The following is a 20,200-nucleotide window of genomic DNA, read 5'->3' on the forward strand; positions in this document are numbered from 1 at the left end:
ATGATGGCAAACAGTCGAGGAGATGTCGGATTTTGCACGCCGCATTAAAAGTTTACTAAAAGATCGGGTCTAGACCGGGCATGTGCCGGTACCACAACGTTTTTCCCGGCAAACCTGAGGAAGTTATGTGTCGCCCATATGCGACAGGTTGAACGCAGAAGCCATACAAGGCAAAATAGCGCCAACTGAGCGGAAATGTGATGTTGTTTGATTTATTCGCGAGATTCAGACCGGACCAGGGCAGCAGCCATGCTGCCGGCCGTTCGTCCTCGCCCGACGACCTGCTGCTGTCGACTTCCGACAAGATCGATGTGATCCAGGCGCTCGCCAGCTATAATGCGCGCCGTGTGAAGCAGATGATCCTCGCGATCAATGCGCTGATCGTGCTTTCCATCATCAACAACGTTCTCTTTGATCGCGGCCTGTGGCTCAGCCTCGCGGCCGGCGCCGTTTTCTGCGTCCTCTTCGTGGCACGCCGCTATTACGACACCGATCGCCCGTCCGCCGCGCAGTTCATCTTCCTATGGACGATTTTCGGCGCCGTCAGCTATATAACATGGGCCGGCGACGGCCTGCGCGACCAGATCATCCTCGGAAATTCGGTCTCGTTGGTCTTTGCCGCGATCCTGGCCACGCCGCGCCACTTTGTCGTAATGTATGCGGCCGTGCTGCTCAATACGATCGCGCTCGGTCTCGCCAACGAATTTGGCTGGGTCGACTATTCCGGCTTTGCGTTCGACTGGTCCAATGTCGGTGACGCCGTGATGCTTTACTCGGTCACCGCGGTCACGGTCTTCATCCTGGCCTACGACATGCGCCAGCTGCTGTCGCGCTACAACAAGGAATACCGCAAGGCGAAGGCCTCCGAGGATGAGATCTTCCGGCTTGCCAACCACGACACGTTGACCGGCCTGCCGAACCTTTTCATGGCAGAGAAGAAATACCGCGACGAGATTTCCGGCCGCGACGGTCCGAAGGCTACCGTGCTGATGATCGGCCTTGATAATTTCAAGGCGGTCAACGACTCACTCGGCCATGTCTTCGGCGACGGCGTGCTGAAGGCGATCGCGGCGCGTCTTGCCGATGTGGCGAGCGACGCCTTCCTTTTCCGCATCGGCGGCGATGTCTTCGGCATGATGAGCCTGTCGGCAATCACGCCCGAGCAGGTCGAGGCGCTCGCAGACACCGTTCAAAAGCGGGTGTCCGCACCTCTGGAAGCTGGCGGGCATGTGATCATGATGACCTGCTCTATCGGCGGCGCGATCAGGCTCGACGGTTCGGTGACCTTCGAGCACCTCAGGCGCGAGGCGGATATCGCGATGTACCGCGCCAAGGGCGTGGCGGCGAACACGTTCAAGCTTTTCGACGAAACCATGAACAACAAGGTCATGGCCTCGGCTTCGCTTGCGGCCCAGCTCCGCACCGCGATCGAGAAACAGCAATTCAAGCTCTACTTCCAGCCGAAGATCGAATTGGAAACCGGCCGAATCAGGGGCGCCGAAGCGCTGCTGCGCTGGTTCCCCGATGGCGACAAGCCGATACCGCCGGATGTCTTCATTCCGGTTGCCGAGGATACCGGCATCATCATCGAGATTGGCGCATGGGTGATCCAGGAGGCATGCCGCGAGTGCAGACGCATGCAGGATCTCGGCCACAAGGATTTCGCGGTCGCCGTCAATATCTCCGCCGTCCAGTTCAAGCGAGGCAATCTGGAAGCCGTCGTGCTTGACGCGCTCGAGGTCTGCGGTCTTTCGCCGGAATCGCTGGAACTCGAACTGACCGAGTCGCTGCTGCTCGAGGACGAATTCGATATCAAGGGGCAGATCAGCCGTCTTTCCGCCAAGGGCATTTCCTTCTCGGTCGACGATTTCGGCAAGGGCTATTCCAACCTCGGCAATCTCGGCAAGTTCGATGTCGCGACGCTGAAGATCGACCAGTCCTTCGTCTTCGCCATGTTCGACAGCGCACAGGATCTGGCGCTGGTGGAAGCCATCGTCCGCATGGCCAAGGCCCTCGGATTGAGGATCGTTGCCGAGGGCGTCGAGACCCAGCGTGCCGCTTCGATGCTGTCGCTGTTCGGCGTCGATTCCGGCCAGGGCTACTACTGGTCCAAGCCGCTGCCGATCGATAATTTCATCGGTTATATCGACACGTTCAAGGACGGCAAGGCAATGTCCGCTTAAGCGGCAAAGCCGGTCTGTCGCAGCGCCTCTCCAGCAATCATCGCCGCCGACATCGCGACGTTGATCGATCGTTGGCCGGCGACCATCGGGATGAGCACACAGCCATCGGCGTGCTCATGGACTGCGCCGGGAACGCCCGCACTTTCCCGGCCGAACAGCAGGATGTCGTTCCTCTCGTACCGGAACTCCGTATAGATATCAGCGGCCCTGGTCGAAGCCAGTATCAGCCGGCGGCCGGTGCCGTGCCGCCACTCCTCGAAATGCCGCCAATCAAGATGTCGCGTCAGTGCGACCGACGCGAGATAGTCCATGCCCGCGCGCTTGAGATTGCGATCCGAGAGGTCGAAACCGGCCGGCTCGATGATCTCGACCGTGAGCCCCAGGCAGGCGGCGAGCCGCAGGATCGTGCCGGTATTGCCGGCAATGTCGGGCTGGTAAAGGGCGATGGAGAGTTCGGGCATTGGCTGGTTCCGTGGTGATGGAGGCCGCTACCGCATCTGTGCTCAATTCGCAACATTTGCAGCCTCAAGCTGTTTTCTCTCGATAAAGATCAGAAACGGGTCTGGCGTTTGGTTGAAAACGGGTCTATCCAAGGCCATCTCTAACGCGAAGATCAAGGAGGGTAAAAGATGGATAACATTGCAGCTATTCGCTTCCTCCGCCGGATGATGCAACGAGCGTCCTAAATCCTACGGATCCTTCGCCTTTCCTAGATTTACCGGTTTTATCCTGACGGCATTTGCCCTCGCCGCCTGCATTCTACCGGCCAATTTCCTCAAGAGCAGCATTGGCGGCTCTTATCCGGAGAATTCCTTATGTTCGCCTGGTTCGAGAATCGTGTGAATCCCTATCCCTCCGAAGAGCCCCAGCGGCCTCCGGAAGGACTGTTCGCATTCATCTATCATTATTCGCGCCCGGTCGTGGGCTGGCTTGCGCTGTTGACAGTGATGACAGCCGGGATCGGCGTCGGCGAAGTGATGTTGTTCAACTTCCTTGGCCAGATCGTCGATTGGCTCTCGAAGGCCGATCCGAAGACCTTTCTGCAGGACGAGTCCGCCCGGCTGTGGGTCATGGCGCTGTTCACGCTGCTGGCGCTGCCTCTGCTGGTCTTTTTCCAGTCGATGGTCATCCATCAGGTGCTGCTCGGCAATTATCCGATGATCGGCCGCTGGCAGATGCATCGCTATCTGCTGCGCCAGAGCATGACCTTCTTCGCCAACGAATTCGCGGGTCGCGTCGCCACCAAGGTGATGCAGACCTCGCTTGCTGTGCGCGAAGTGGCGATGAAAGTACTCGATGTCTTCGTCTATGTGCTGAGCTATTTCATCACGATGTTCGTGGTGATCGGCACCTCCGACTGGCGGCTGATGCTGCCGCTCGGCGCCTGGGTGGCATTTTATTCGTGCCTGCTCTGGTACTTCATTCCGAAAATGCGGACGATCTCCCAGCAACAGGCCGACACCCGCTCGATGATGACGGGCCGCATCGTGGACAGCTACACGAATATCGCAACGGTGAAGCTGTTTTCGCATGCCGGCCGCGAGGAGATCTACGCGAAGGAAGGCCTGGACGCGTTCCTGCAAACGGTGCACCGGCAGATGCGACTGGTCACGACCTTCCACGGGCTGGTCTATGCCAACAATGCGGTGCTGACCTTCACGGTCACGTCGCTTTCGATCTGGTTCTGGATGTCCGGTTCGATCTCGACCGGTGCCATTGCCATCGCGATTGCGCTTTCGCTCCGCGTCAATGGCATGTCGCAGTGGATCATGTGGGAAGTCTCGGCGCTGTTCGAGAATATCGGCACGGTGTACGACGGCATGGCGATGCTGGTGAAGAAGCAGGACATCCGCGATGTTTCGGGCGCCACTCCTCTGGCGGCCAGGGAAGGCCGTATCGAGTTCGACAAGATCGGCTTTCACTACGGCAAGTCGGGCAAGAGCGTCATCGACTCGATCTCGCTTTCGATCCAGCCTGGCGAGAAGGTCGGTCTGGTGGGACGGTCGGGTGCCGGCAAGACCACGCTGATGAATGTGCTGCTCAGGTTCTACGACCTGGAGTCGGGCGAGATCCGCATCGACGGGCAGGATATCAGCAAGGTCGAGCAGGATAGCCTGCGCGGCAAGATCGGCGTGGTGACGCAGGATACGTCGCTGCTGCACCGTTCGATCCGCGACAACATCGCCTATGGCAAGCCCGATGCGACGGACGCCGAGGTGATCGAGGCCGCCAAGCGCGCCAATGCCTGGGAGTTCATCGAGACGCTGGTCGATCCGAACGGCCGCAAGGGTCTCGATGCGCAAGTCGGCGAGCGCGGCGTGAAGCTCTCGGGCGGCCAGCGGCAGCGCGTGGCAATCGCGCGCGTCTTCCTCAAGAACGCGCCGATCCTGGTGCTCGACGAGGCGACCTCGGCGCTCGATTCCGAAGTGGAAGCGGCGATCCAGGAAAACCTCTTCAAGCTGATGGAGGGCAAGACGGTGATCGCCATCGCCCATCGCCTGTCGACGCTGACGGAGATGGACCGGCTGATCGTGCTCGACAAGGGCGAGATCCACGAGCAGGGCACGCATGATGCGCTGGTTGCGAGCGGCGGCATCTATGCCGACCTCTGGGCGCGCCAATCCGGCGGCTTCATCTCCGACGATGCGGAGGAAGGCGAACAGGTGGTGCTGGCACCTAAGGCCAGGCGAGAGGATGATGAGGAAGAGGCCGATGTGGCCGCTGAGTGAATGAGGGCGCCGGGGTGAGAACCCCGGCGTTTTAGCTTTGGCGGGATGAACGCCCGTTACTGCTTGGCGGGCGTCAACTCATCCTCGATATGTACCCTCACAATATCCTCGAACGACTTGTCCGCCGTAAATCCAAGACTCTCCGCCCGCGAGGCATCAAACCGCGTCGCCCATCCTCCCACGATGCGCATGATCATCTCGTCGGGTTCGCGGCGGATGAGTTTCACGGCGTCCTCGCCGGCGATGTTGCGCAGTGCCTCGATCTGTTCCTCCACGGTGCAGGAAACGCCGGGGAGGGTGACGTTGCGGCGCGGGCCGAGGCGCGCCGTGTCGAGTTCGGCGGCGTGGACCAGGAAGCCGACGGCGGAGCGCGGTGACGCATGCCAATGGCGGACAGTATCGGAGACGGGCAGGATTGCCTCTTCGCCGTTCAGCGGTTCTCGGATGATGTTGGAGAAGAAGCCGGAGGCTGCCTTGTTGGGTTTGCCGGGGCGCACGCAGATCGTCGGCAGGCGGATGCCGATGCCGTCGACGAAGCCTTTGCGGCTGTAGTCCGCCAGCAGCAGTTCGGAGATTTCCTTTTGAGTGCCATAGCTCGTGAGTGGTGTATGGTAGAATTCCTCGGGGATCGTCTCCGGGAAGGGCGCGCCGAAGACTGCGATCGATGAGGTGAAGACCAGCCGCGGCAGATAGCCCTCGGCCGTATTCGCCGCGCGGATCGATTCGAGCAGGTGGCGCATGCCGTCCATGTTGATGCGGTAGCCCTTGTCGAAATCGAGTTCCGCCTCGCCGGATACGATCGCCGCCAGGTGGAAGATGATGTCGGGCCGAGCCGCGACCAGCTTGTCGATCTCTTCTCGCGATGAAAAATCACCTGAGAGAATTTGTACATCGCCCTCGAAGTCAGCCGGGGCGTCGGCCGGGAAAACGTCGGCGAGGATCATCTGTTCGATGGTGCCGCCACGCAGGCTGCCATCCCCGACCAGTCGTTGAGTGAGCTTGCGGCCGACCATGCCGGCGGCTCCGATAATGGCAATACGCATAGGACCTCCCGTCAGATTGTCGCCAAAGTGATGGGGGAAGTTCGCCCAGTGGGCAAGTGCATTTGTGCGCCGAAAAGGCGGTCATGCTTCTGTCGCACTTTGCCTCGGGCGGGAATCCGTTTAGTGAAGTGGTCATGTTTTTTACCCGCATCCTCAGACGCTTCGAAACCTGGATCGATCCCTACCGCAAGACATCAGGATTTCAGCCGCCGGCAAGCGCGCTGGGCTTCCTTTGGTTCTATGTCTCCCAGGCCAAATGGATATTTCTCGCGATGCTTGTCGTCGGCGGGTTCGTCGCCATGCTCGAAGCGTCGCTGTTCTGGTTCACGGGACGGCTTGTCGATATCCTCGACGCGACCCCGCGAACGGATGGTTGGGCCGGCCTGATCCGCGAGCACGGTCCCGAACTGCTGGTCATGATCCTGGCGGTCGCAGTCGGCCGCTTTATTGTCGTCGCGCTGACGGCGCTGCTTGAAGAGCAGACCGTGGTGCCGGGTTTCTTCAATCTCGTCCGGTGGCAGTCGCATGCGCAGATTTCGCGCCAGTCGATGACGTTCTTCCAGAACGATTTCTCCGGCCGCATCGTCGCCAAGGTCTGGGCGGCCGGGCAGGCGTCCGGCGATCTGATGGTATCGCTGCTGCAGGTCGCCTGGTTCATCCTGGTCTATGCGATCACGACGCTGTCGCTGGTCACCAGCCTCGACTGGCGCTTGGGACTCGTCATCCTTGCCTGGTTTGTGTCATTCGCCTTCCTCGCCCGCTACTTCGTGCCGCGCATCCGCAAGCATGCGCGCGAGACTGCCGAGGTGTCATCGATGCTCAACGGCCGGCTCAATGACTCCTACGCCAATATCCAGACGCTGAAGCTGTTTGGCCGCGAAGAGGATAATGACCGTTATATCAGGGACGGCTTCGAGCGATTCTATGCTTCCGTCGTACCATTCACACGCTATCTGACCGGCGTCCGTACCGCGCTTGCCATGCTGTCGGGCCTGATGATCGCGACCGTGGCCGTGCTCACTGTGAAGCTCTGGCTGGATGGCGAAATCAGCACGGGCGCGGTGGCGTTCACGCTGGCGCTCGTGCTGCGCATGAACATGCTGCTCGGCCGGATGATGACACAGTTCAACAGCATCATGCGCAATGTCGGCACCATCCAGAACTCCGCCGACATGATTTCGCTGCCGGTCGGGCTGGCGGACAGGCCGGGCGTAGGTGAACTGGTGTTCGAGGAACCGTCGGTCAAGTTCGACAATGTCACGTTCAATTACGGACGCGGTACAGGCCTCATCGAGAACCTGACGCTCGATATCGCACCGGGCGAAAAGGTCGGGATCATCGGCCGGTCCGGTGCGGGAAAATCTACGCTGGTCAATCTTCTGCTGCGCTTTTACGATGTCGAGGGCGGCCGGATCCTTGTCGGCGGCAAGGATATTCGCGATGTGCGCCAGGAATCGCTGCGCGGCCGGATCGGTATGGTGACGCAGGATACCGCACTTCTGCACCGCTCGATCCGCGACAATATCCTGTTCGGCAAGCCGGATGCCACCGAGGCGGAACTGGTGGAGGCGGCGCAGGAAGCGGAGGCGCATGAGTTCATTCTTGCACAGCAGGATTATCGTGGCCGGACGGGCTATGACGCCCATGTCGGCGAGCGCGGGGTGAAGCTTTCAGGAGGCCAGCGCCAGCGCATCGCGATTGCCCGCATGCTGCTCAAGAATGCGCCGATACTCGTGCTCGACGAGGCGACCTCGGCGCTGGACTCGGAGGTCGAGGCCGCAATCCAGCAGAACCTGGCAAAGCTGATGAAGGGCAAAACGGTGATCGCCATCGCCCACCGGCTATCGACTATCGCGAGCCTCGACCGGCTTGTGGTGATGGACAGGGGTGCGATCATCGAACAGGGCACACATGCCGGACTGCTTGCGAACGGCGGTCTTTATGCCGAGCTCTGGGCGCGTCAATCCGGCGGGTTCATTGCGGCGGATAGCTAGAGTTATTATCGGGGCTCGGAGCCGTTCAACATCGCTTCGATAGCACTCCGCAAATCGGCAAGCTGTCCGCTTGCGTGTATCTGCCAAAGGATCTCTGCATCGATGCGGTGATACGCATGTCGTAGATGGTTCCCGATATCCGCGATCTGCTTCCAGGGAATTTCCGGAAACTGGGCCTTGTAATCATCAGGAATGTGTCGAGTGGCTTCGCTGACGATCTCAAGGAAGCGCTCGCACGCAGCACGTTTGATCTTGTCAGTTACAAAATCGGAATAACTCGTGCCGCCAAAAATGAAGTTCAACTGCTCGATTGCATCCTGAATATCTTCGAGCCGAAGACGTGTCCGCTGATCCATCAAAATATCTCGACGATATCTTGGCGGATCTCCTTGTTGAACTGCTCATCGAGGCTTCTTCGCATCAACGCATTCACCTTGATCCCTGTCGCCTGGGTCAGGATGTGCTCGACGCCGATCAGGTCGATAAGGCTGAACGACGCCTTTGGCTCGACGTCGATCAATATGTCGAGATCGCTCTCGGGGCTGGCCTGCCCACGTGCCTGGGAACCAAAAACCGCCAAATGAGATACGCCCGCGTTAGACAGCGCAGGCCTCACGTGTTCAAGCTTGGTCTTCAGTTTCTCGTTGAGCATGCAACGATCATAAAAGATAAGCGAGGAAATGAAAATGCCAGTCAGATGGGTTCATTGCGGCGGATAGCTGAGGGTGATGTCCTGCCACCAGATTTCGGCCATCAACCCGTAGTGGTTCGAGCCGAAGGTTTCCGGCAGCCTCTCGAGCTTCCGGAACCGCAGCGGATCGGCGACGAAGATATGGTCGATCGCCATGCCGACCGTCGCTGCATCGACCGGCCAGGTTACGGGTTCCTTATTGGCTGTCATCAACTGAGTTTCCGACACGAAGCGTCTGACGTCGCGCGTCAGGATCGAGGCGTTGAAATCGCCTGCGACGATTGTCGGGCCTGCATGCACGCCAGCGAAATCGGAGATGAATTCCCGTACCTTCTTCAATTCGATGGCGACGATATTGTCGAAATAGGGTTTCGTCAGATGCACATTGGCGAAGTTGATGCGCTTTCCGTCGATATCGATCGAAGCGAGCAACAGCCTGTCGCGATAGATCGGGCTTGCCGTCTTCACCTCTCCGGCGACCAGCGGCCGCTTGGACCAGAGCGACGAGTCACAGGTGATCGTCTGCGCGCCGCAGCCGAGCCGATAGGGATATGCGACCTTGATGCGATCGATATGCGGGCCGAGCGGTGCCGACTCCTGGATGAAGATCACATCGGCGCCCGAGGCGATCATGTAGTCGGCGACCTTGCCGCCGTTGTCGAAGGAATTGTCGCCCATGACGTTCATCGAGAGCACCTTCAGCTGCGGCGGCCAGCTTTGCGGCGGCAATGGCTGGTCCTGGCGGAAGTCACCGAGCATCGCGTAGCCGTGAATGCCGATCGCAAGCGCTGCGATAACGAGGAGACTGGCCACTGCATTGCGATGAAGAAGCCAGGCGAGCGCCGCGACCACTGCAGCAATTGCCGCGCCCTGGATCTGGAAGCTTGCAAATGTCGCGAAGATCCAGTGCCCGCTGACATAGCGGCCCGAAAGCGCCAGGATGAGGAGGAAGGCGCAGGTGCCGATGATGGTCGACAGGTTCTTCATTTCGGCAATGTCCATGGTTGAGGCACAAACCGGCTAACACGCCCGAAGAGGGCATGCAAACGCGAGCGGCCGATTTGAAATGATCGGTTGAATTCGCCTGATCGGAGCATCGGAAGAACGGCGCGATTACAGGCCTTCCGGTCCGGCGGGCGGCTGGATCGCGCGACCCGCGCGCTCCTCGCTGTTTTCCCGCGACATTGTGCCCACATCCCCTTGCCAAGGCTGGACATAATCTGCGATCAAGCTTAGAACGCGCCCGAAAGTAGGGGAATCTGTGGCCTGAATATGGCTTCAGGCGAACTGAGCTTGAGGGACTTACGTTAATTCGCGCAAAGGATGGTAATGCCGTGAGCGGACACGACACGACAAGTGGGGCAGGGGGCGGTCCGACCCGCCGCGATTTTCTCTATCTGACAACGGGTATGGCGAGCGTCGTGGGCGCGGCTGCAGTCGCTTGGCCGTTCATCGACCAGATGCGCCCGGATGCATCCACGCTCGCGATGGCTTCCATCGAAGTCGATGTCTCGGCGCTCGAGCCGGGCATGTCGCTGACCGTCAAGTGGCGCGGCAAGCCGGTTTTCATCCGCAATCGCACGCCGAAGGAAGTCGAGGACGCCAACAAGATCGACGTCTCTGAACTCAAGGATCCCTTGGCGCGCAACGCCAACGTCGCTGCCGACGCGCCCGCGACCGGTGCCGACCGTTCTGCCGGCAAGGGCAAGGAAAACTGGCTGGTGATGATCGGCGTCTGCACCCATCTCGGCTGCGTACCGCTCGGCGAGTCCGGCGAATTCGGCGGATGGTTCTGTCCCTGCCACGGCTCTGTCTACGATACCGCTGGGCGCATCCGTTCGGGTCCGGCACCTGAGAACATGATCATTCCGGTATCGAGCTTTATTTCGGACACCGTCATCCGCATCGGTTGATAGAGGGGACAATTTATTATGAGTGTTGATCATCAATCAACCTACGAGGCGCGGACGGGCATCGAGAAATGGGTGGACTCGCGTCTGCCGCTTCCACGGATGATGTACGATTCCTTCGTCGCCTATCCGGTGCCGCGCAATCTGAATTTCGCCTATACGTTCGGCGCCATGCTCTCCGTAATGCTGGGCGTGCAGATCCTGACCGGCATCGTGCTGGCGATGCATTATTCGTCCGAAGCGACGCTCGCCTTCGGCTCCGTCGAAAAGATCATGCGCGACGTCAATCAAGGTTGGCTGTTGCGCTACCTGCATGCCAATGGCGCATCGTTCTTCTTCATTGCGGTCTACCTGCACATCGCCCGCGGCCTCTACTACGGTTCGTACAAGGCGCCGCGCGAAATCCTGTGGATCCTCGGCGTGGTCATCTATCTCCTGATGATGGCAACGGGCTTCATGGGCTACGTGCTTCCCTGGGGTCAGATGTCCTTCTGGGGTGCGACGGTCATCACCGGCTTCTTCTCTGCCTTCCCATTAGTCGGCGAGTGGATCCAGCAGTTCCTGCTCGGCGGCTTCGCGGTCGACAATCCGACGCTCAACCGCTTCTTCTCGCTGCATTACCTGCTGCCCTTCATGATCGCCGGCGTCGTCGTGCTGCATATCTGGGCGTTGCATGTGGTCGGCCAGACCAACCCGACCGGCGTCGAGGTCAAATCCAAGACCGACACCGTGGCCTTCACGCCTTATGCGACGATGAAGGATGCGCTCGGCGTGATGATCTTCCTGCTGGTCTATGCCTGGTTCGTCTTCTACATGCCGAACTTCCTCGGCCATCCGGACAACTATATCGAGGCCAACCCGCTGAAGACCCCGGCGCATATCGTGCCTGAATGGTACTACCTGCCGTTCTACGCGATGCTGCGTGCGATCACCTTCAATGTCGGCCCGATCGACTCCAAGCTTGGCGGCGTGCTGGTGATGTTCGGCTCGATCATCATCCTGTTCTTCCTGCCCTGGCTCGATACGTCGAAGGTTCGTTCGGCGGTCTATCGTCCCTGGTACAAGCTGTTCTTCTGGCTGTTCGTGGCGAATGCCATCATGCTGGGCTGGCTGGGTTCGCGCACGCCGACCCCGCTCTTCACTGCCATGTCGCAGCTCGGCACGCTCTACTACTTCGGCTTCTTCCTGGTCATCATGCCGGTACTTGGTCTGATCGAAACGCCAAGGCGGCTTCCGAATTCGATTACGGAAGCGGTTCTTGAAAAGAACGCCAGGGCTTGAGGGGAGAAGACCGATGAAGAAACTTTTGACTGGCTTCGTCCTCGCCCTGGCCCTCACGGGCGCCGGTGTCGACGCTCTCCACGCGGCGGAAGAGGCACATGACCTCGCGGCCGAAGTAAAGCATGCGGTGGAGCTAGGGCATTTTCCCGTGCTCAAGCCCGAGGAAGAAAAGTGGTCCTTTGCCGGCGTGTTCGGCAAGTATGACAAGGGTCAGCTTCAGCGCGGCCTGAAAGTCTACAAGGAGGTCTGTTCGGCCTGCCATGCCATGCAGCGGGTCGCGTTCCGCAATCTGCACGACCTCGGCTACACCGAGGCGCAGGTGAAGGCCTTCGCCGCCGAATATGAAGTGCAGGACGGACCGAACGACGCGGGCGAGATGTTCACCCGCAAGGCCGTTCCCTCCGATTACTTCCCGTCGCCGTTCGCCAACGAGCAGGCCGCCGCTGCCGCCAATGGCGGCGCTGCTCCGCCCGACTTCTCGCTGCTCGCCAAGGCACGCGGTGTCGAACGTGGCTTCCCGCAGTTCCTGATCGACATGATCCCCGTGGTCGGCGGCTACCAGGAAGGCGGCCCGGATTATATCCATGCGCTGCTCAATGGCTATGTGGAGCCGCCAGCCGGCATCACAGTTCCCGAGGGCACGCATTTCAATCCGCACTTCTCTGGCGGCATTGCGCTGAAGATGGCCAAGCCGATTTCGGATGACCAGGTCACTTACGACGATGGCGCTCCGCAGACGGTGCAGCAGTATTCGCACGATGTCGCATCCTTCATGATGTGGGCGGCGGAGCCGAAGCTCGAAGACCGCAAGCGCACCGGCTTCATGGTGCTGATCTTCCTCCTCGGCCTCACCGCCCTGGTCTGGATGACCAAGCGCGCGATCTACGCAGGCAAGGATCACTGATCGGTCTTGATCGATTTGGGAAAGGCGGCCTCGTGCCGCCTTTTTTGCTGTCAGGCGTTGGGCATGTTGTTATGCTCGCGCCGCCTCAACCGGGAACTTGCATATGAGCACTGTTAGCGAAAGCCTGCTTGCCGCCATCCGGACCATTCCGGATTATCCCAAACCGGGCATCCTGTTTCGCGACATCACGACGCTGCTCGGCAATCCGCAGGCTTTCAGGCGTGCGATCGATGAACTCGTTCATCCCTATGCCGGCCGGAACATCCACAAGATCGCAGGCATCGAGGCGCGCGGCTTCATTCTCGGCGGCGCCATGGCGCATCAACTGTCGGCCGGCTTCATTCCCATCCGCAAGAAGGGCAAGCTGCCGCACGACACAGTGCGCATCGCCTACAGCCTGGAATACGGCATCGATGAGATGGAGATGCACAGGGATGCGGTGAAGCCCGGCGAGAAGGTGATCCTGGTCGACGACCTGATCGCAACGGGCGGGACCGCGGAGGGCGCCGTCAAGCTGCTCACCCAGATGGGCGCGGATATCGTCGCGGCATGTTTCGTAATCGACCTGCCGGAACTCGGCGGGCGCAAGAAGCTCGAGGCGCTTGGCGTAACCGTGCGCACGCTGATCGAATTCGAAGGGCATTGATCCGCAAGGGTATCTTGTCGCTCAGGACGTTTCCTCGATATGCCGTGCTTCGGCGGGAAGCACTGAAAGTTCCCGCCAGTCGATCTCCTCGAGCAGGAGATTGTATTCGTCGATATTGACCCGGTTTTCCGCACGCAATTGCTCAAGCAACTGCCGCTGGGCCATCACGGCCTTGAGCGCCAGCTTGCGATACTTCTCGAACGGCAATGTGCGCTCCGGATCGTTGGTGGCGTCCTGCTCAAGCCGGAAGACGGAACGCAGCAACTCGGCTTCCGGCACGTCGATGCCGTCGAGCTTCGATAGCGCGACGGAAGCGAGTTCGCCCCTGAGGCCAGCCAGTTCGCTGATGCCCTTGTCGCGGAAATCGAGGCCGAGGGCTCGGACCAGATACGAAAGCGTCAGCCCCTGGATGACCAGCGTTGCCAGCACCACGGCGAAGGCCGCGAGCACGACGGTTTCCCGCTCGGGAAAATCCGCGGGCAGCGCAAAGGCGGTCGCCAGCGTCACCAGGCCGCGCATGCCGCACCAGCCTGCGAGGATTGCCTGCTTGATGCCGGCGGGCTCCGGCTGCCCGTGGCGCCTGGCATAGAGGGCACGGGCGCGGTTGAAGCCGATGCAGAGGATGAAGCGGGCGACGATCACGATCACAACGACGAGAGCGGCGAAGAAGATCGCATCGCGAAGATGCGTGCCGCTCATGGCGGTGACGATGTCGCGTGCCTGCATGCCCATCATCAGGAAGGCGACGACATTGAGCACGAAGACCACGACCGTCCAGACGGCATAGGATTGCACCCGCATGCGGGCCGAGGATACCACCGTACTGCGGCTGGCGATCGTCATGGCGAACGCGACGATGGCGAGGACGGCCGATAGTTCCAGCCTCTCCGCGACGATCCAGAGCAGGAAGGTCTGGACGAATTGCATCAGATTGCCGCCGAGCGAATCGGCGATGTATCGATTGAGCCAGCCCAGGACATAGGCCGCCGCCACGCCGAGCAGAATGCCGCCCGGAACTGCGGCCGTAAGGTGAAGCGCGACCGACGAATCGACGCTGCCGGCGGACTGCACGGCGAGAGCCGCGCCGAAGATCAGCAATGCGGCCGCGTCGTTGAACAGGCTTTCGCCGCGCAGCACGGTATCGGTGGTGCGGGGAATTGCCATGGTCGAGAGGATCGCCGTCGAGGCGGCCGCATCCGGCGGGGCGACGATGGCCCCCAGCACGACCGCCGCCGCGAGCGGCAGGCCGGCGAACGCCCATCCGGCATAGGCCACCACGGCAGTCGTCATCAGCACGCCGCCGATTGCGAAGACCACCAGCGGCAGCCAGAGCCGCCGCGCTGTGCCGAGCGGAAAGTCGAAAGCCGCATCCATCAGCGCGGGCGCGATGAACAGCGCGAGCGCGATGTGCGGATCGAAGGTGAAGTGGGGTGCGCCGGGGATCAGCGCGAACAGGACCCCGGCCATCGCCAGCATCGAGGGATAGGGCATGGAAAGCTTGCGCGCGACCTGCAGCAGCAGAACCGCGCTCAACAGCAACAGCAAGAGGCTTTCGAAGACATTCATGCGACGGTCCCAAGGCGTCTCATTGTTAAATGAAACGGTTCCCTGCGCGCAAGGGGCGACCCCGCAAGCTCGGTTGCGGAGTCGTTTGCGCGAAATACCGACCAATCTCATAGGAATTTGTGGTGGAGATGCTCAGAACGACAGCGTCGCCGCGCCGGCCTTGATCTCGGCATGCATGGCGCTCGCGCCGATGATGATCACGCCGTCGATGAGGTCGGACTGCTCGTAGCCGCGCGACTTCACGCAGGGCGGGCAGGCCCAGATGGTGCCGCCGCGTTTCATGAAGTCGTCGATCAGCGCCGCGAGCGGCTCCAGCGGGGAAACGTGGGTCATCCGGTTGCCGCCCTTGCGGACGAGGTCGATCGCCGTGCTGGTGAGGAACAGCGAGACCTTGAGGCCCGCGGTGATGCCGCCATTGGCAATGGTCAGCGCGACCGAGGAGAGTTCGGAATCGATGCCCTTGGTGAGGAGCACGACGAGGTTTTCGGTGGTGTTCTGCATGGTTCTATCCTTCCGTGTGTTCATGCTATGAGGGAAGGGTAGGAGAGCCGTGAGGGAAAGTCGTTGGCCGGAGGTCCATGAGTGTTGACCGAAATTCCAAATGTGGGTGAGGGGACCTACGTCGATCTTCTTTCGAGCGTGCTGGAATCGGTCCGGCTGTCCGGATCGCTGCAATTCTGCTTCATGCCATCAGGTGACTGGCAGACCGATGCCAAGCCATCGCTCGCCAATCTCTCTGCTTCGAACACCGGCGTGATGCCCTTCCACATCATGGCTGAGGGCACATGCTGGTTGAGGATCGAGGGCGACGAAGTCGTTCTCCATGCTGGCGACATTGTCGTGTTTCCGTTCGGAACTGGCCACCAGCTCGGTGCCGGCAAGGATGGACGGCTCATCATCCCGACTGGAGATCTGCCGCAGAAGCCGTGGGCGCGAACGCCGGTGCTGCATTATGGGGATGGGCCGGATCTGGTGCGGCTGCTCTGCGGATACCTGCATTGCGAGGTGCTGGACTTCGCGCCGCTGCAGCGCGTCCTGCCGAAACTCGTCCACATCAGGACGACAGGCCAGGCGGAACTGGCATGGCTTTCCAGCATGGTTCGGCAGATCGTTCGCGAGGTGGACGAGCCACGGCATGGCAGCCAGTCGATGATCGAGCGGATGACCGAGCTGACCCTGATCGAAGTGCTGCGTCACCAGATGTCGGATGCCGAGAAGAACGTAGTGCAAACGCTTCCCGTGATGTCGGATGCGGTCCTGTCGCGCTGCCTCAATGCCATTCACCGCAATCCCGAGCGTGAATGGACATTGCGGGAATTGGCCTCGATCTCGGCGGTGTCCCGCAGCGGCCTGATCGAGCGCTTCCAGACGGCGCTGGATACGTCGCCGATGCGCTATCTCCGGGATTGGCGGCTTTACCTCGCAAGCGTCCGGCTGCGAAACACATCCGATTCCATCACACGCGTGGCGATCGAATCCAATTATGGTTCGGAGGCCGCGTTCAACCGGGCCTTCACACGGGCCTATGGCCTGTCGCCCGGTGCGTGGCGGCAGCAGGGGAACGGCTGACACTATTGCTCAGTCAAACTCCACCACGCTGGCGTCCACCGTGAAGACGAGGTCGCCCTTCTGGTTGCGGCCTTCGTAGTTGATCTCTACGATGTTGCGGCCCGGCCGGCTGGGTATCGGGCGGCTACCTGTGAAGCGCATGGAATAGGTCACGGTATCGCCGGCATAGACGGGCTTGAGCCACTTCATGTTCTTGAACCCCGGCGAGGGGCCGATTCTCGGAGGCGCGCCGCCGGCCTCGATCACCGCCTTGGCCTGACGCTTGATGGCCTCGACATTGCATCTCATCATCGCCGCCGAGATGTGCCAGCCGGACGCGCAGAGGCCGCCCAGCACCGAGTTCTTCGCCTTTTCCGCATCGAGATGGAAGAATTGCGGATCGAACTGCGAGGCGAATTCGACGATCCTTTCGGCGGTGAATTCGTAAGTGCCCATCTCGATGGGCTCGCCGGGCTTCATCAAGTCCTTCAGCATCATGCGGAAACCCCTTCCCACAAGCGGACCATGAACGGATGCTCCATGGTCATGACCAGTTCGCCACGCTGGTTTGTCGTTTCATGCCGGAGGCGGATCATGCCGAGGCCGGGCCTAGACTTGAGGGCGCGGGATTCAAGCACCGTGATCGTGCCGCCCAGTGTGTCGCCGGCCAGCACAGGCTTGCGCCATTCCACGAAGTCCACGCCGGGGGAGCCTTCGCCAGCGGTGAACTGCAGAATCGTATCGAAGAACTGGCGCATGGCGATCGAACAGGTATGCCAGCCGGAGGCAGATAGGCCGCCAAGAATGCTCGCCTTGCCGGCCTCTTCCGAGAGGTGAAAAGGCTGCGGATCGAAGTCCGCGGCGAATAGGACGATTTCATCCGCCGTTATAGTCCGGGTCGCGTGATGAAACGCGCGACCGGGCGTGAAATCTTCGAACGCGTAATGGATTTCGGGCATTTTTGATCGCAACTTCAATTCAGGAATGATCTGGCGGAGAAAAGATGTTTCGGGGAGTTCGCGCAAGTGAAATTTGACCTAAGCGATTGGGAAAACCGCAAGAGATTGCTGCTGCCGGTGCTCGATGACGCCGCCCGCGAAGGCCTCGTGCAGGGCGATGCGACAGCCCGGCTCGGGGAGTTTTTGCTCGGCCGGGGAGTCAGTGTCGGTGCGCCGGTTTCTGCTCCGGTGGTGGATGGTTCGGGCCTCGATACGTTGCGCGCCAGCGAACCTGCTTCGACTGTGGAGGAGAGCGAGGCGCCTCGCTTCATCCGTGGCTTCCACGATATCCTCATCACGATCGGCATCATTGTCGGGCTGCTTGGTCTGGGCGGGCTCGCGACCGTCCATGCCGTGATCCCGGCTGCGATTATTCTCGGCGAGGTGCTGGTCCGGCGCCAGCGGTTGGCACTTCCGGCGGTGACACTGACGATCGCCATCGGCATCGCGTCGGCGATCGGAACTTTTCCGATCTGGGAGGATATGTCTCCTCAACTCGACGAATGGACTCCCGTCGGCATCGCGGCGACGATCTCGGTCGTCACCTTTCTCTTCTATTGGCGCTACAAGATACCGCTGGCGCTGGCGGCGGGACTGGTGACCCTGTTCGCATCGGTCATCTATTGCGCGGCGCTCGCGACGCGAGTTTTCTCCGGCGATGCGACGCTCTATGATCGTCATCCACTGATACTGGTATTCTTCCTCGGATTGTTCGCGCTCGTCGTCTTTGGCGCGGCGCTGAAGTTCGATTTCGCCGATCGGAACCGCCTGACACGGCGCTCGGATGTCGCCTTCTGGATGCATCTCGCAGCGGCGCCGGCGATCCTCTACACCATCATGGCGCATGTCTATCTCGGCGACAAACAGGGGTGGTTCTCGGCGGAAACAACCGCCGGGCAGGCGGCAATGGTCGTCGGGGCGGTGCTACTGCTGATGCTGATCGGCATCGTGCTGGACCGGCGGGCCTTCGTCACATCGGGGCTGCTGTCCTTCGGTTATGCCTTCAAGGTGCTGCTCACAGAGGGCGGCTTCACCAAGGTTTTCGCGGCGACCGATACGCTGGCGTTCCTGACCCTGCTGACGATCGGCGTGGTCGTGCTGGCGCTCGGCATCGGGTGGCAGCCGCTACGGCGGGTGATCGTCGGCAATCTGCCTGATGGCCTGCAGAAACTGTTGCCGGCCGTCCGCTAGGCGGCGATCGTGGCGCTTGGCGGCTGACAGACCAGCTTTTCAGCGTCGATAGGGATCTCGTCCGCTCGCACGATGACATCGGCAAACAGCTTGAACAATTCGCCTGGCGTGCTGATATCACCGATATTGTCGGGGAAATGCAGGACTGAATTGTCGCCAAGTCCCGTGAAAGCCGGAGGCCGCTGTCCCTGGGCGGCAGGCGGCTCGAAAAACCGGGGGGTGAAAAGCTCGAGATATTTTCCATCGTGCCAGCCGGCCAAAGCCTCGCGGAATTCGCCGGTGATCTGGTCGAAATCGGCGCGCTTGCGGTAAAGGCCGCAATTGGCGGCGAAGGCGCGGACCAGGTTTTCTTCGAAGCCGTGATGCTGCATGCCTGTTTTGCGGGAGAGCCAATGCTGGATCAGGTAGATGCAGGCGGTGACGCCATGCCATGTCCGGAAGGGCGTGCCTTCCATCCATTCCGCATCATTTATGTTCCAGCCATGCTCTTCGAAGAACACACGCTGGGCTTCGCGCTCGGCTGCGACATTGCCGATCACGACGGAATTCGACAGTGGGCAGGCGCCGAGAATGGAGAATGGCCGAGCGGAATGGATGAAGTTCTCGCCGAGCAGGATCGCCTTGAAGGCCATTTCGTAGTCGACGATCGGAAACTCGAAAAAGCGGCCGTTGCCCATAAGCTTGACCTTGTCGAGTAGCCCACGCGATAGCGCGCCATGATAGATCGAGAAGCCACTCAGCGGCACGTGGCTGGCGCCCTCCCAGAGGAAAGCCTTGCGCATGAGCGATGCCTTGGAAAAACGGGTCACCTCCTTGCCGAGGGACACCCTGACCGAACGGACCGGGGCGCCTTCCACCGGCCAGACAAAATTCGGGCCGGTCCAGGCGATCGCGTCGGCTTTGGTGGTCTTTTCGAGATTGATGATGAACGCCGCGAGATCCGGATCGATATAGTCGTCGTCGCCGATGAAGGCCACGAAGCGCCCTGATGCGGCCGATATCGAGCGCTCCCAGTTTTCCATCATCGGCAATGCACGGCCGGTGGAGGCAAGATAGCGCACGCGCGGATCACGCATCCGTTCGGCCATGAACTCATCCATGACAGACGCGTCGTCGGAATTGTCGGCAAAGACGAACTCGACATCCGTGCGCAGCGACGCCATCAGCGACGTGATGGTTTGCTGGAAATAGATCTGCCGGTTGCGCGAAGGCACACAGATGGAAAGGGTGGGTTGGGGCATCAGGCTCTCGTTTCAGCAAAGCCTAGCGGACAATCCTTTCGCGGAGCTTTATGCGGTGCGACGACCCCTGGCGCCACCCCCGCTCCTGAGGCTTCAGCGGAGGAAGCGCGACCGAGCTTTTGCAGTGGATTCTATAAACAGCCTGCGTCTATAACGACCGGATCTTGAGTGGATTGAGAGGTAGCTCTATGTCTTGGCGTTTGATGGTTCCTGTCTTGGTGTTGGCAGCTTTGCCGTGGTCGGCGTCGGGCGGCACTCCGGAAATCCCAAAAAGC

At 60.6% G+C, this 20,200-nt stretch carries 19 protein-coding genes; 9 read left to right on the plus strand and 10 right to left on the minus strand.

The features are described from left to right. Positions 1–200: 200 nt before the first annotated feature. Positions 201–2,183 (plus strand): putative bifunctional diguanylate cyclase/phosphodiesterase, encoded by a 1,983-nt coding sequence (locus ACSQ26_RS03925; protein ID WP_436006481.1) that lies wholly within the window; start codon positions 201–203, stop codon positions 2,181–2,183. On the opposite strand, the gene ACSQ26_RS03930 is transcribed toward ACSQ26_RS03925, so the two are convergent. Next, positions 2,180–2,644, minus strand: coding sequence for a tRNA (cytidine(34)-2'-O)-methyltransferase (locus tag ACSQ26_RS03930; RefSeq protein WP_436006483.1), 465 nt, complete (start codon positions 2,642–2,644; stop codon positions 2,180–2,182). The two genes, ACSQ26_RS03925 and ACSQ26_RS03930, sit on opposite strands and share 4 nt — an antisense overlap. A gap of 354 nt (positions 2,645–2,998) precedes the next feature. Here ACSQ26_RS03930 and ACSQ26_RS03935 point away from each other — a divergent pair, with 354 nt between their 5' ends. Next, positions 2,999–4,912, plus strand: coding sequence for an ABC transporter ATP-binding protein (locus ACSQ26_RS03935; RefSeq protein WP_436006485.1), 1,914 nt, complete (start codon positions 2,999–3,001; stop codon positions 4,910–4,912). Between the two features lie 56 nt (positions 4,913–4,968). On the opposite strand, the gene denD is transcribed toward ACSQ26_RS03935, so the two are convergent. Further along, entirely contained in the window at positions 4,969–5,955 is a 987-nt protein-coding gene (gene denD, locus ACSQ26_RS03940) for a D-erythronate dehydrogenase (protein WP_436006487.1), read from the minus strand. A 134-nt stretch (positions 5,956–6,089) separates the two neighbouring features. Between denD and ACSQ26_RS03945 the strand changes: the two genes are divergently transcribed. Next, the gene (locus tag ACSQ26_RS03945; protein WP_436006489.1) at positions 6,090–7,949 is read left to right on the plus strand and encodes an ABC transporter ATP-binding protein; all 1,860 of its coding nucleotides are present in this window, start codon (positions 6,090–6,092) and stop codon (positions 7,947–7,949) included. A gap of 5 nt (positions 7,950–7,954) precedes the next feature. On the opposite strand, the gene ACSQ26_RS03950 is transcribed toward ACSQ26_RS03945, so the two are convergent. From ACSQ26_RS03950 to ACSQ26_RS03960, 3 genes are read right to left on the minus strand one after another with little or no spacing between them, the layout of a single operon-like run. Next, positions 7,955–8,305 (minus strand): HepT-like ribonuclease domain-containing protein, encoded by a 351-nt coding sequence (locus ACSQ26_RS03950; RefSeq protein ID WP_436006491.1) that lies wholly within the window; start codon positions 8,303–8,305, stop codon positions 7,955–7,957. Beyond that, positions 8,305–8,601, minus strand: coding sequence for a nucleotidyltransferase family protein (locus tag ACSQ26_RS03955; protein ID WP_436006493.1), 297 nt, complete (start codon positions 8,599–8,601; stop codon positions 8,305–8,307). Before ACSQ26_RS03955 ends, ACSQ26_RS03950 begins: the two co-directional genes overlap by 1 nt. A gap of 51 nt (positions 8,602–8,652) precedes the next feature. After that, positions 8,653–9,627 carry an endonuclease/exonuclease/phosphatase family protein gene (locus ACSQ26_RS03960; protein WP_436006495.1) on the minus strand — a complete coding sequence of 325 codons (975 nt, stop codon included), beginning with the start codon at positions 9,625–9,627 and terminating at the stop codon, positions 8,653–8,655. A gap of 347 nt (positions 9,628–9,974) precedes the next feature. On the opposite strand from ACSQ26_RS03960, the gene petA reads away from it, so the two are divergent. From petA to ACSQ26_RS03980, 4 genes are all read left to right on the plus strand, one after another. Next, complete coding sequence (gene petA, locus ACSQ26_RS03965; protein ID WP_436006497.1) at positions 9,975–10,553, plus strand: ubiquinol-cytochrome c reductase iron-sulfur subunit; 579 nt, start codon at positions 9,975–9,977, stop codon at positions 10,551–10,553. 18 nt (positions 10,554–10,571) lie between these two features. Continuing rightward, positions 10,572–11,831 carry a cytochrome b gene (locus ACSQ26_RS03970; protein ID WP_436006499.1) on the plus strand — a complete coding sequence of 420 codons (1,260 nt, stop codon included), beginning with the start codon at positions 10,572–10,574 and terminating at the stop codon, positions 11,829–11,831. Between the two features lie 13 nt (positions 11,832–11,844). Next, the gene (locus ACSQ26_RS03975) at positions 11,845–12,735 is read left to right on the plus strand and encodes a cytochrome c1 (RefSeq protein ID WP_436006501.1); all 891 of its coding nucleotides are present in this window, start codon (positions 11,845–11,847) and stop codon (positions 12,733–12,735) included. Positions 12,736–12,838: 103 nt separating this feature from the next. Further along, positions 12,839–13,381, plus strand: coding sequence for an adenine phosphoribosyltransferase (locus tag ACSQ26_RS03980; RefSeq protein ID WP_436006503.1), 543 nt, complete (start codon positions 12,839–12,841; stop codon positions 13,379–13,381). A gap of 21 nt (positions 13,382–13,402) precedes the next feature. Here the strand turns inward: ACSQ26_RS03980 and ACSQ26_RS03985 are convergent, their stop codons facing one another. Then, positions 13,403–14,947, minus strand: coding sequence for a cation:proton antiporter (locus ACSQ26_RS03985; RefSeq protein ID WP_436006505.1), 1,545 nt, complete (start codon positions 14,945–14,947; stop codon positions 13,403–13,405). Positions 14,948–15,079: 132 nt separating this feature from the next. Continuing rightward, positions 15,080–15,448: a DsrE family protein gene (locus ACSQ26_RS03990; RefSeq protein ID WP_258157792.1), complete on the minus strand. Its 369-nt coding sequence runs from the start codon at positions 15,446–15,448 to the stop codon at positions 15,080–15,082. 84 nt (positions 15,449–15,532) lie between these two features. Between ACSQ26_RS03990 and ACSQ26_RS03995 the strand changes: the two genes are divergently transcribed. Next, positions 15,533–16,516, plus strand: a complete 984-nt coding sequence (locus tag ACSQ26_RS03995; RefSeq protein WP_436006507.1) for a cupin domain-containing protein — start codon at positions 15,533–15,535, stop codon at positions 16,514–16,516. A gap of 9 nt (positions 16,517–16,525) precedes the next feature. Here ACSQ26_RS03995 and ACSQ26_RS04000 read toward each other — a convergent pair whose 3' ends face one another. Continuing rightward, a complete protein-coding gene (locus ACSQ26_RS04000; RefSeq protein ID WP_436006509.1) occupies positions 16,526–16,993 on the minus strand; it encodes a MaoC family dehydratase in 468 nt (155 codons plus the stop codon). Next, a complete protein-coding gene (locus ACSQ26_RS04005) occupies positions 16,990–17,454 on the minus strand; it encodes a MaoC family dehydratase (protein WP_436015088.1) in 465 nt (154 codons plus the stop codon). Before ACSQ26_RS04005 ends, ACSQ26_RS04000 begins: the two co-directional genes overlap by 4 nt. A gap of 66 nt (positions 17,455–17,520) precedes the next feature. Between ACSQ26_RS04005 and ACSQ26_RS04010 the strand changes: the two genes are divergently transcribed. Beyond that, positions 17,521–18,684, plus strand: a complete 1,164-nt coding sequence (locus tag ACSQ26_RS04010) for a hypothetical protein (RefSeq protein ID WP_436006511.1) — start codon at positions 17,521–17,523, stop codon at positions 18,682–18,684. Here ACSQ26_RS04010 and ACSQ26_RS04015 read toward each other — a convergent pair. After that, complete coding sequence (locus tag ACSQ26_RS04015; RefSeq protein ID WP_436006513.1) at positions 18,681–19,925, minus strand: glycosyltransferase family 2 protein; 1,245 nt, start codon at positions 19,923–19,925, stop codon at positions 18,681–18,683. The genes ACSQ26_RS04010 and ACSQ26_RS04015 overlap by 4 nt on opposite strands. Between the last annotated feature and the right edge of the window lie 275 nt (positions 19,926–20,200).

The organism is Rhizobium sp. LjRoot254 (assembly GCF_964254105.1).
Classification (GTDB): domain Bacteria; phylum Pseudomonadota; class Alphaproteobacteria; order Rhizobiales; family Rhizobiaceae; genus Rhizobium_E.

What these genes read in the sequence shown, in the direction of transcription:
- ACSQ26_RS03970 (WP_436006499.1), top strand. Translation starts at nt 10,572, where the DNA reads ATGAGTGTTGATCATCAATCAACCTACGAGGCGCGGACGGGCATCGAG.
- ACSQ26_RS03990 (WP_258157792.1), bottom strand. Translation starts at nt 15,448, where the DNA reads ATGCAGAACACCACCGAAAACCTCGTCGTGCTCCTCACCAAGGGCATC.
- ACSQ26_RS03980 (WP_436006503.1), top strand. Translation starts at nt 12,839, where the DNA reads ATGAGCACTGTTAGCGAAAGCCTGCTTGCCGCCATCCGGACCATTCCG.
- ACSQ26_RS03945 (WP_436006489.1), top strand. Translation starts at nt 6,090, where the DNA reads ATGTTTTTTACCCGCATCCTCAGACGCTTCGAAACCTGGATCGATCCC.
- ACSQ26_RS04000 (WP_436006509.1), bottom strand. Translation starts at nt 16,993, where the DNA reads ATGATGCTGAAGGACTTGATGAAGCCCGGCGAGCCCATCGAGATGGGC.
- denD (WP_436006487.1), bottom strand. Translation starts at nt 5,955, where the DNA reads ATGCGTATTGCCATTATCGGAGCCGCCGGCATGGTCGGCCGCAAGCTC.
- ACSQ26_RS03960 (WP_436006495.1), bottom strand. Translation starts at nt 9,627, where the DNA reads ATGAAGAACCTGTCGACCATCATCGGCACCTGCGCCTTCCTCCTCATC.
- ACSQ26_RS03985 (WP_436006505.1), bottom strand. Translation starts at nt 14,947, where the DNA reads ATGAATGTCTTCGAAAGCCTCTTGCTGTTGCTGTTGAGCGCGGTTCTG.
- ACSQ26_RS03930 (WP_436006483.1), bottom strand. Translation starts at nt 2,644, where the DNA reads ATGCCCGAACTCTCCATCGCCCTTTACCAGCCCGACATTGCCGGCAAT.
- ACSQ26_RS04015 (WP_436006513.1), bottom strand. Translation starts at nt 19,925, where the DNA reads ATGCCCCAACCCACCCTTTCCATCTGTGTGCCTTCGCGCAACCGGCAG.
- ACSQ26_RS03925 (WP_436006481.1), top strand. Translation starts at nt 201, where the DNA reads ATGTTGTTTGATTTATTCGCGAGATTCAGACCGGACCAGGGCAGCAGC.
- ACSQ26_RS03950 (WP_436006491.1), bottom strand. Translation starts at nt 8,305, where the DNA reads ATGGATCAGCGGACACGTCTTCGGCTCGAAGATATTCAGGATGCAATC.
- ACSQ26_RS03935 (WP_436006485.1), top strand. Translation starts at nt 2,999, where the DNA reads ATGTTCGCCTGGTTCGAGAATCGTGTGAATCCCTATCCCTCCGAAGAG.
- ACSQ26_RS04005 (WP_436015088.1), bottom strand. Translation starts at nt 17,454, where the DNA reads ATGCCCGAAATCCATTACGCGTTCGAAGATTTCACGCCCGGTCGCGCG.
- ACSQ26_RS03955 (WP_436006493.1), bottom strand. Translation starts at nt 8,601, where the DNA reads ATGCTCAACGAGAAACTGAAGACCAAGCTTGAACACGTGAGGCCTGCG.
- ACSQ26_RS03975 (WP_436006501.1), top strand. Translation starts at nt 11,845, where the DNA reads ATGAAGAAACTTTTGACTGGCTTCGTCCTCGCCCTGGCCCTCACGGGC.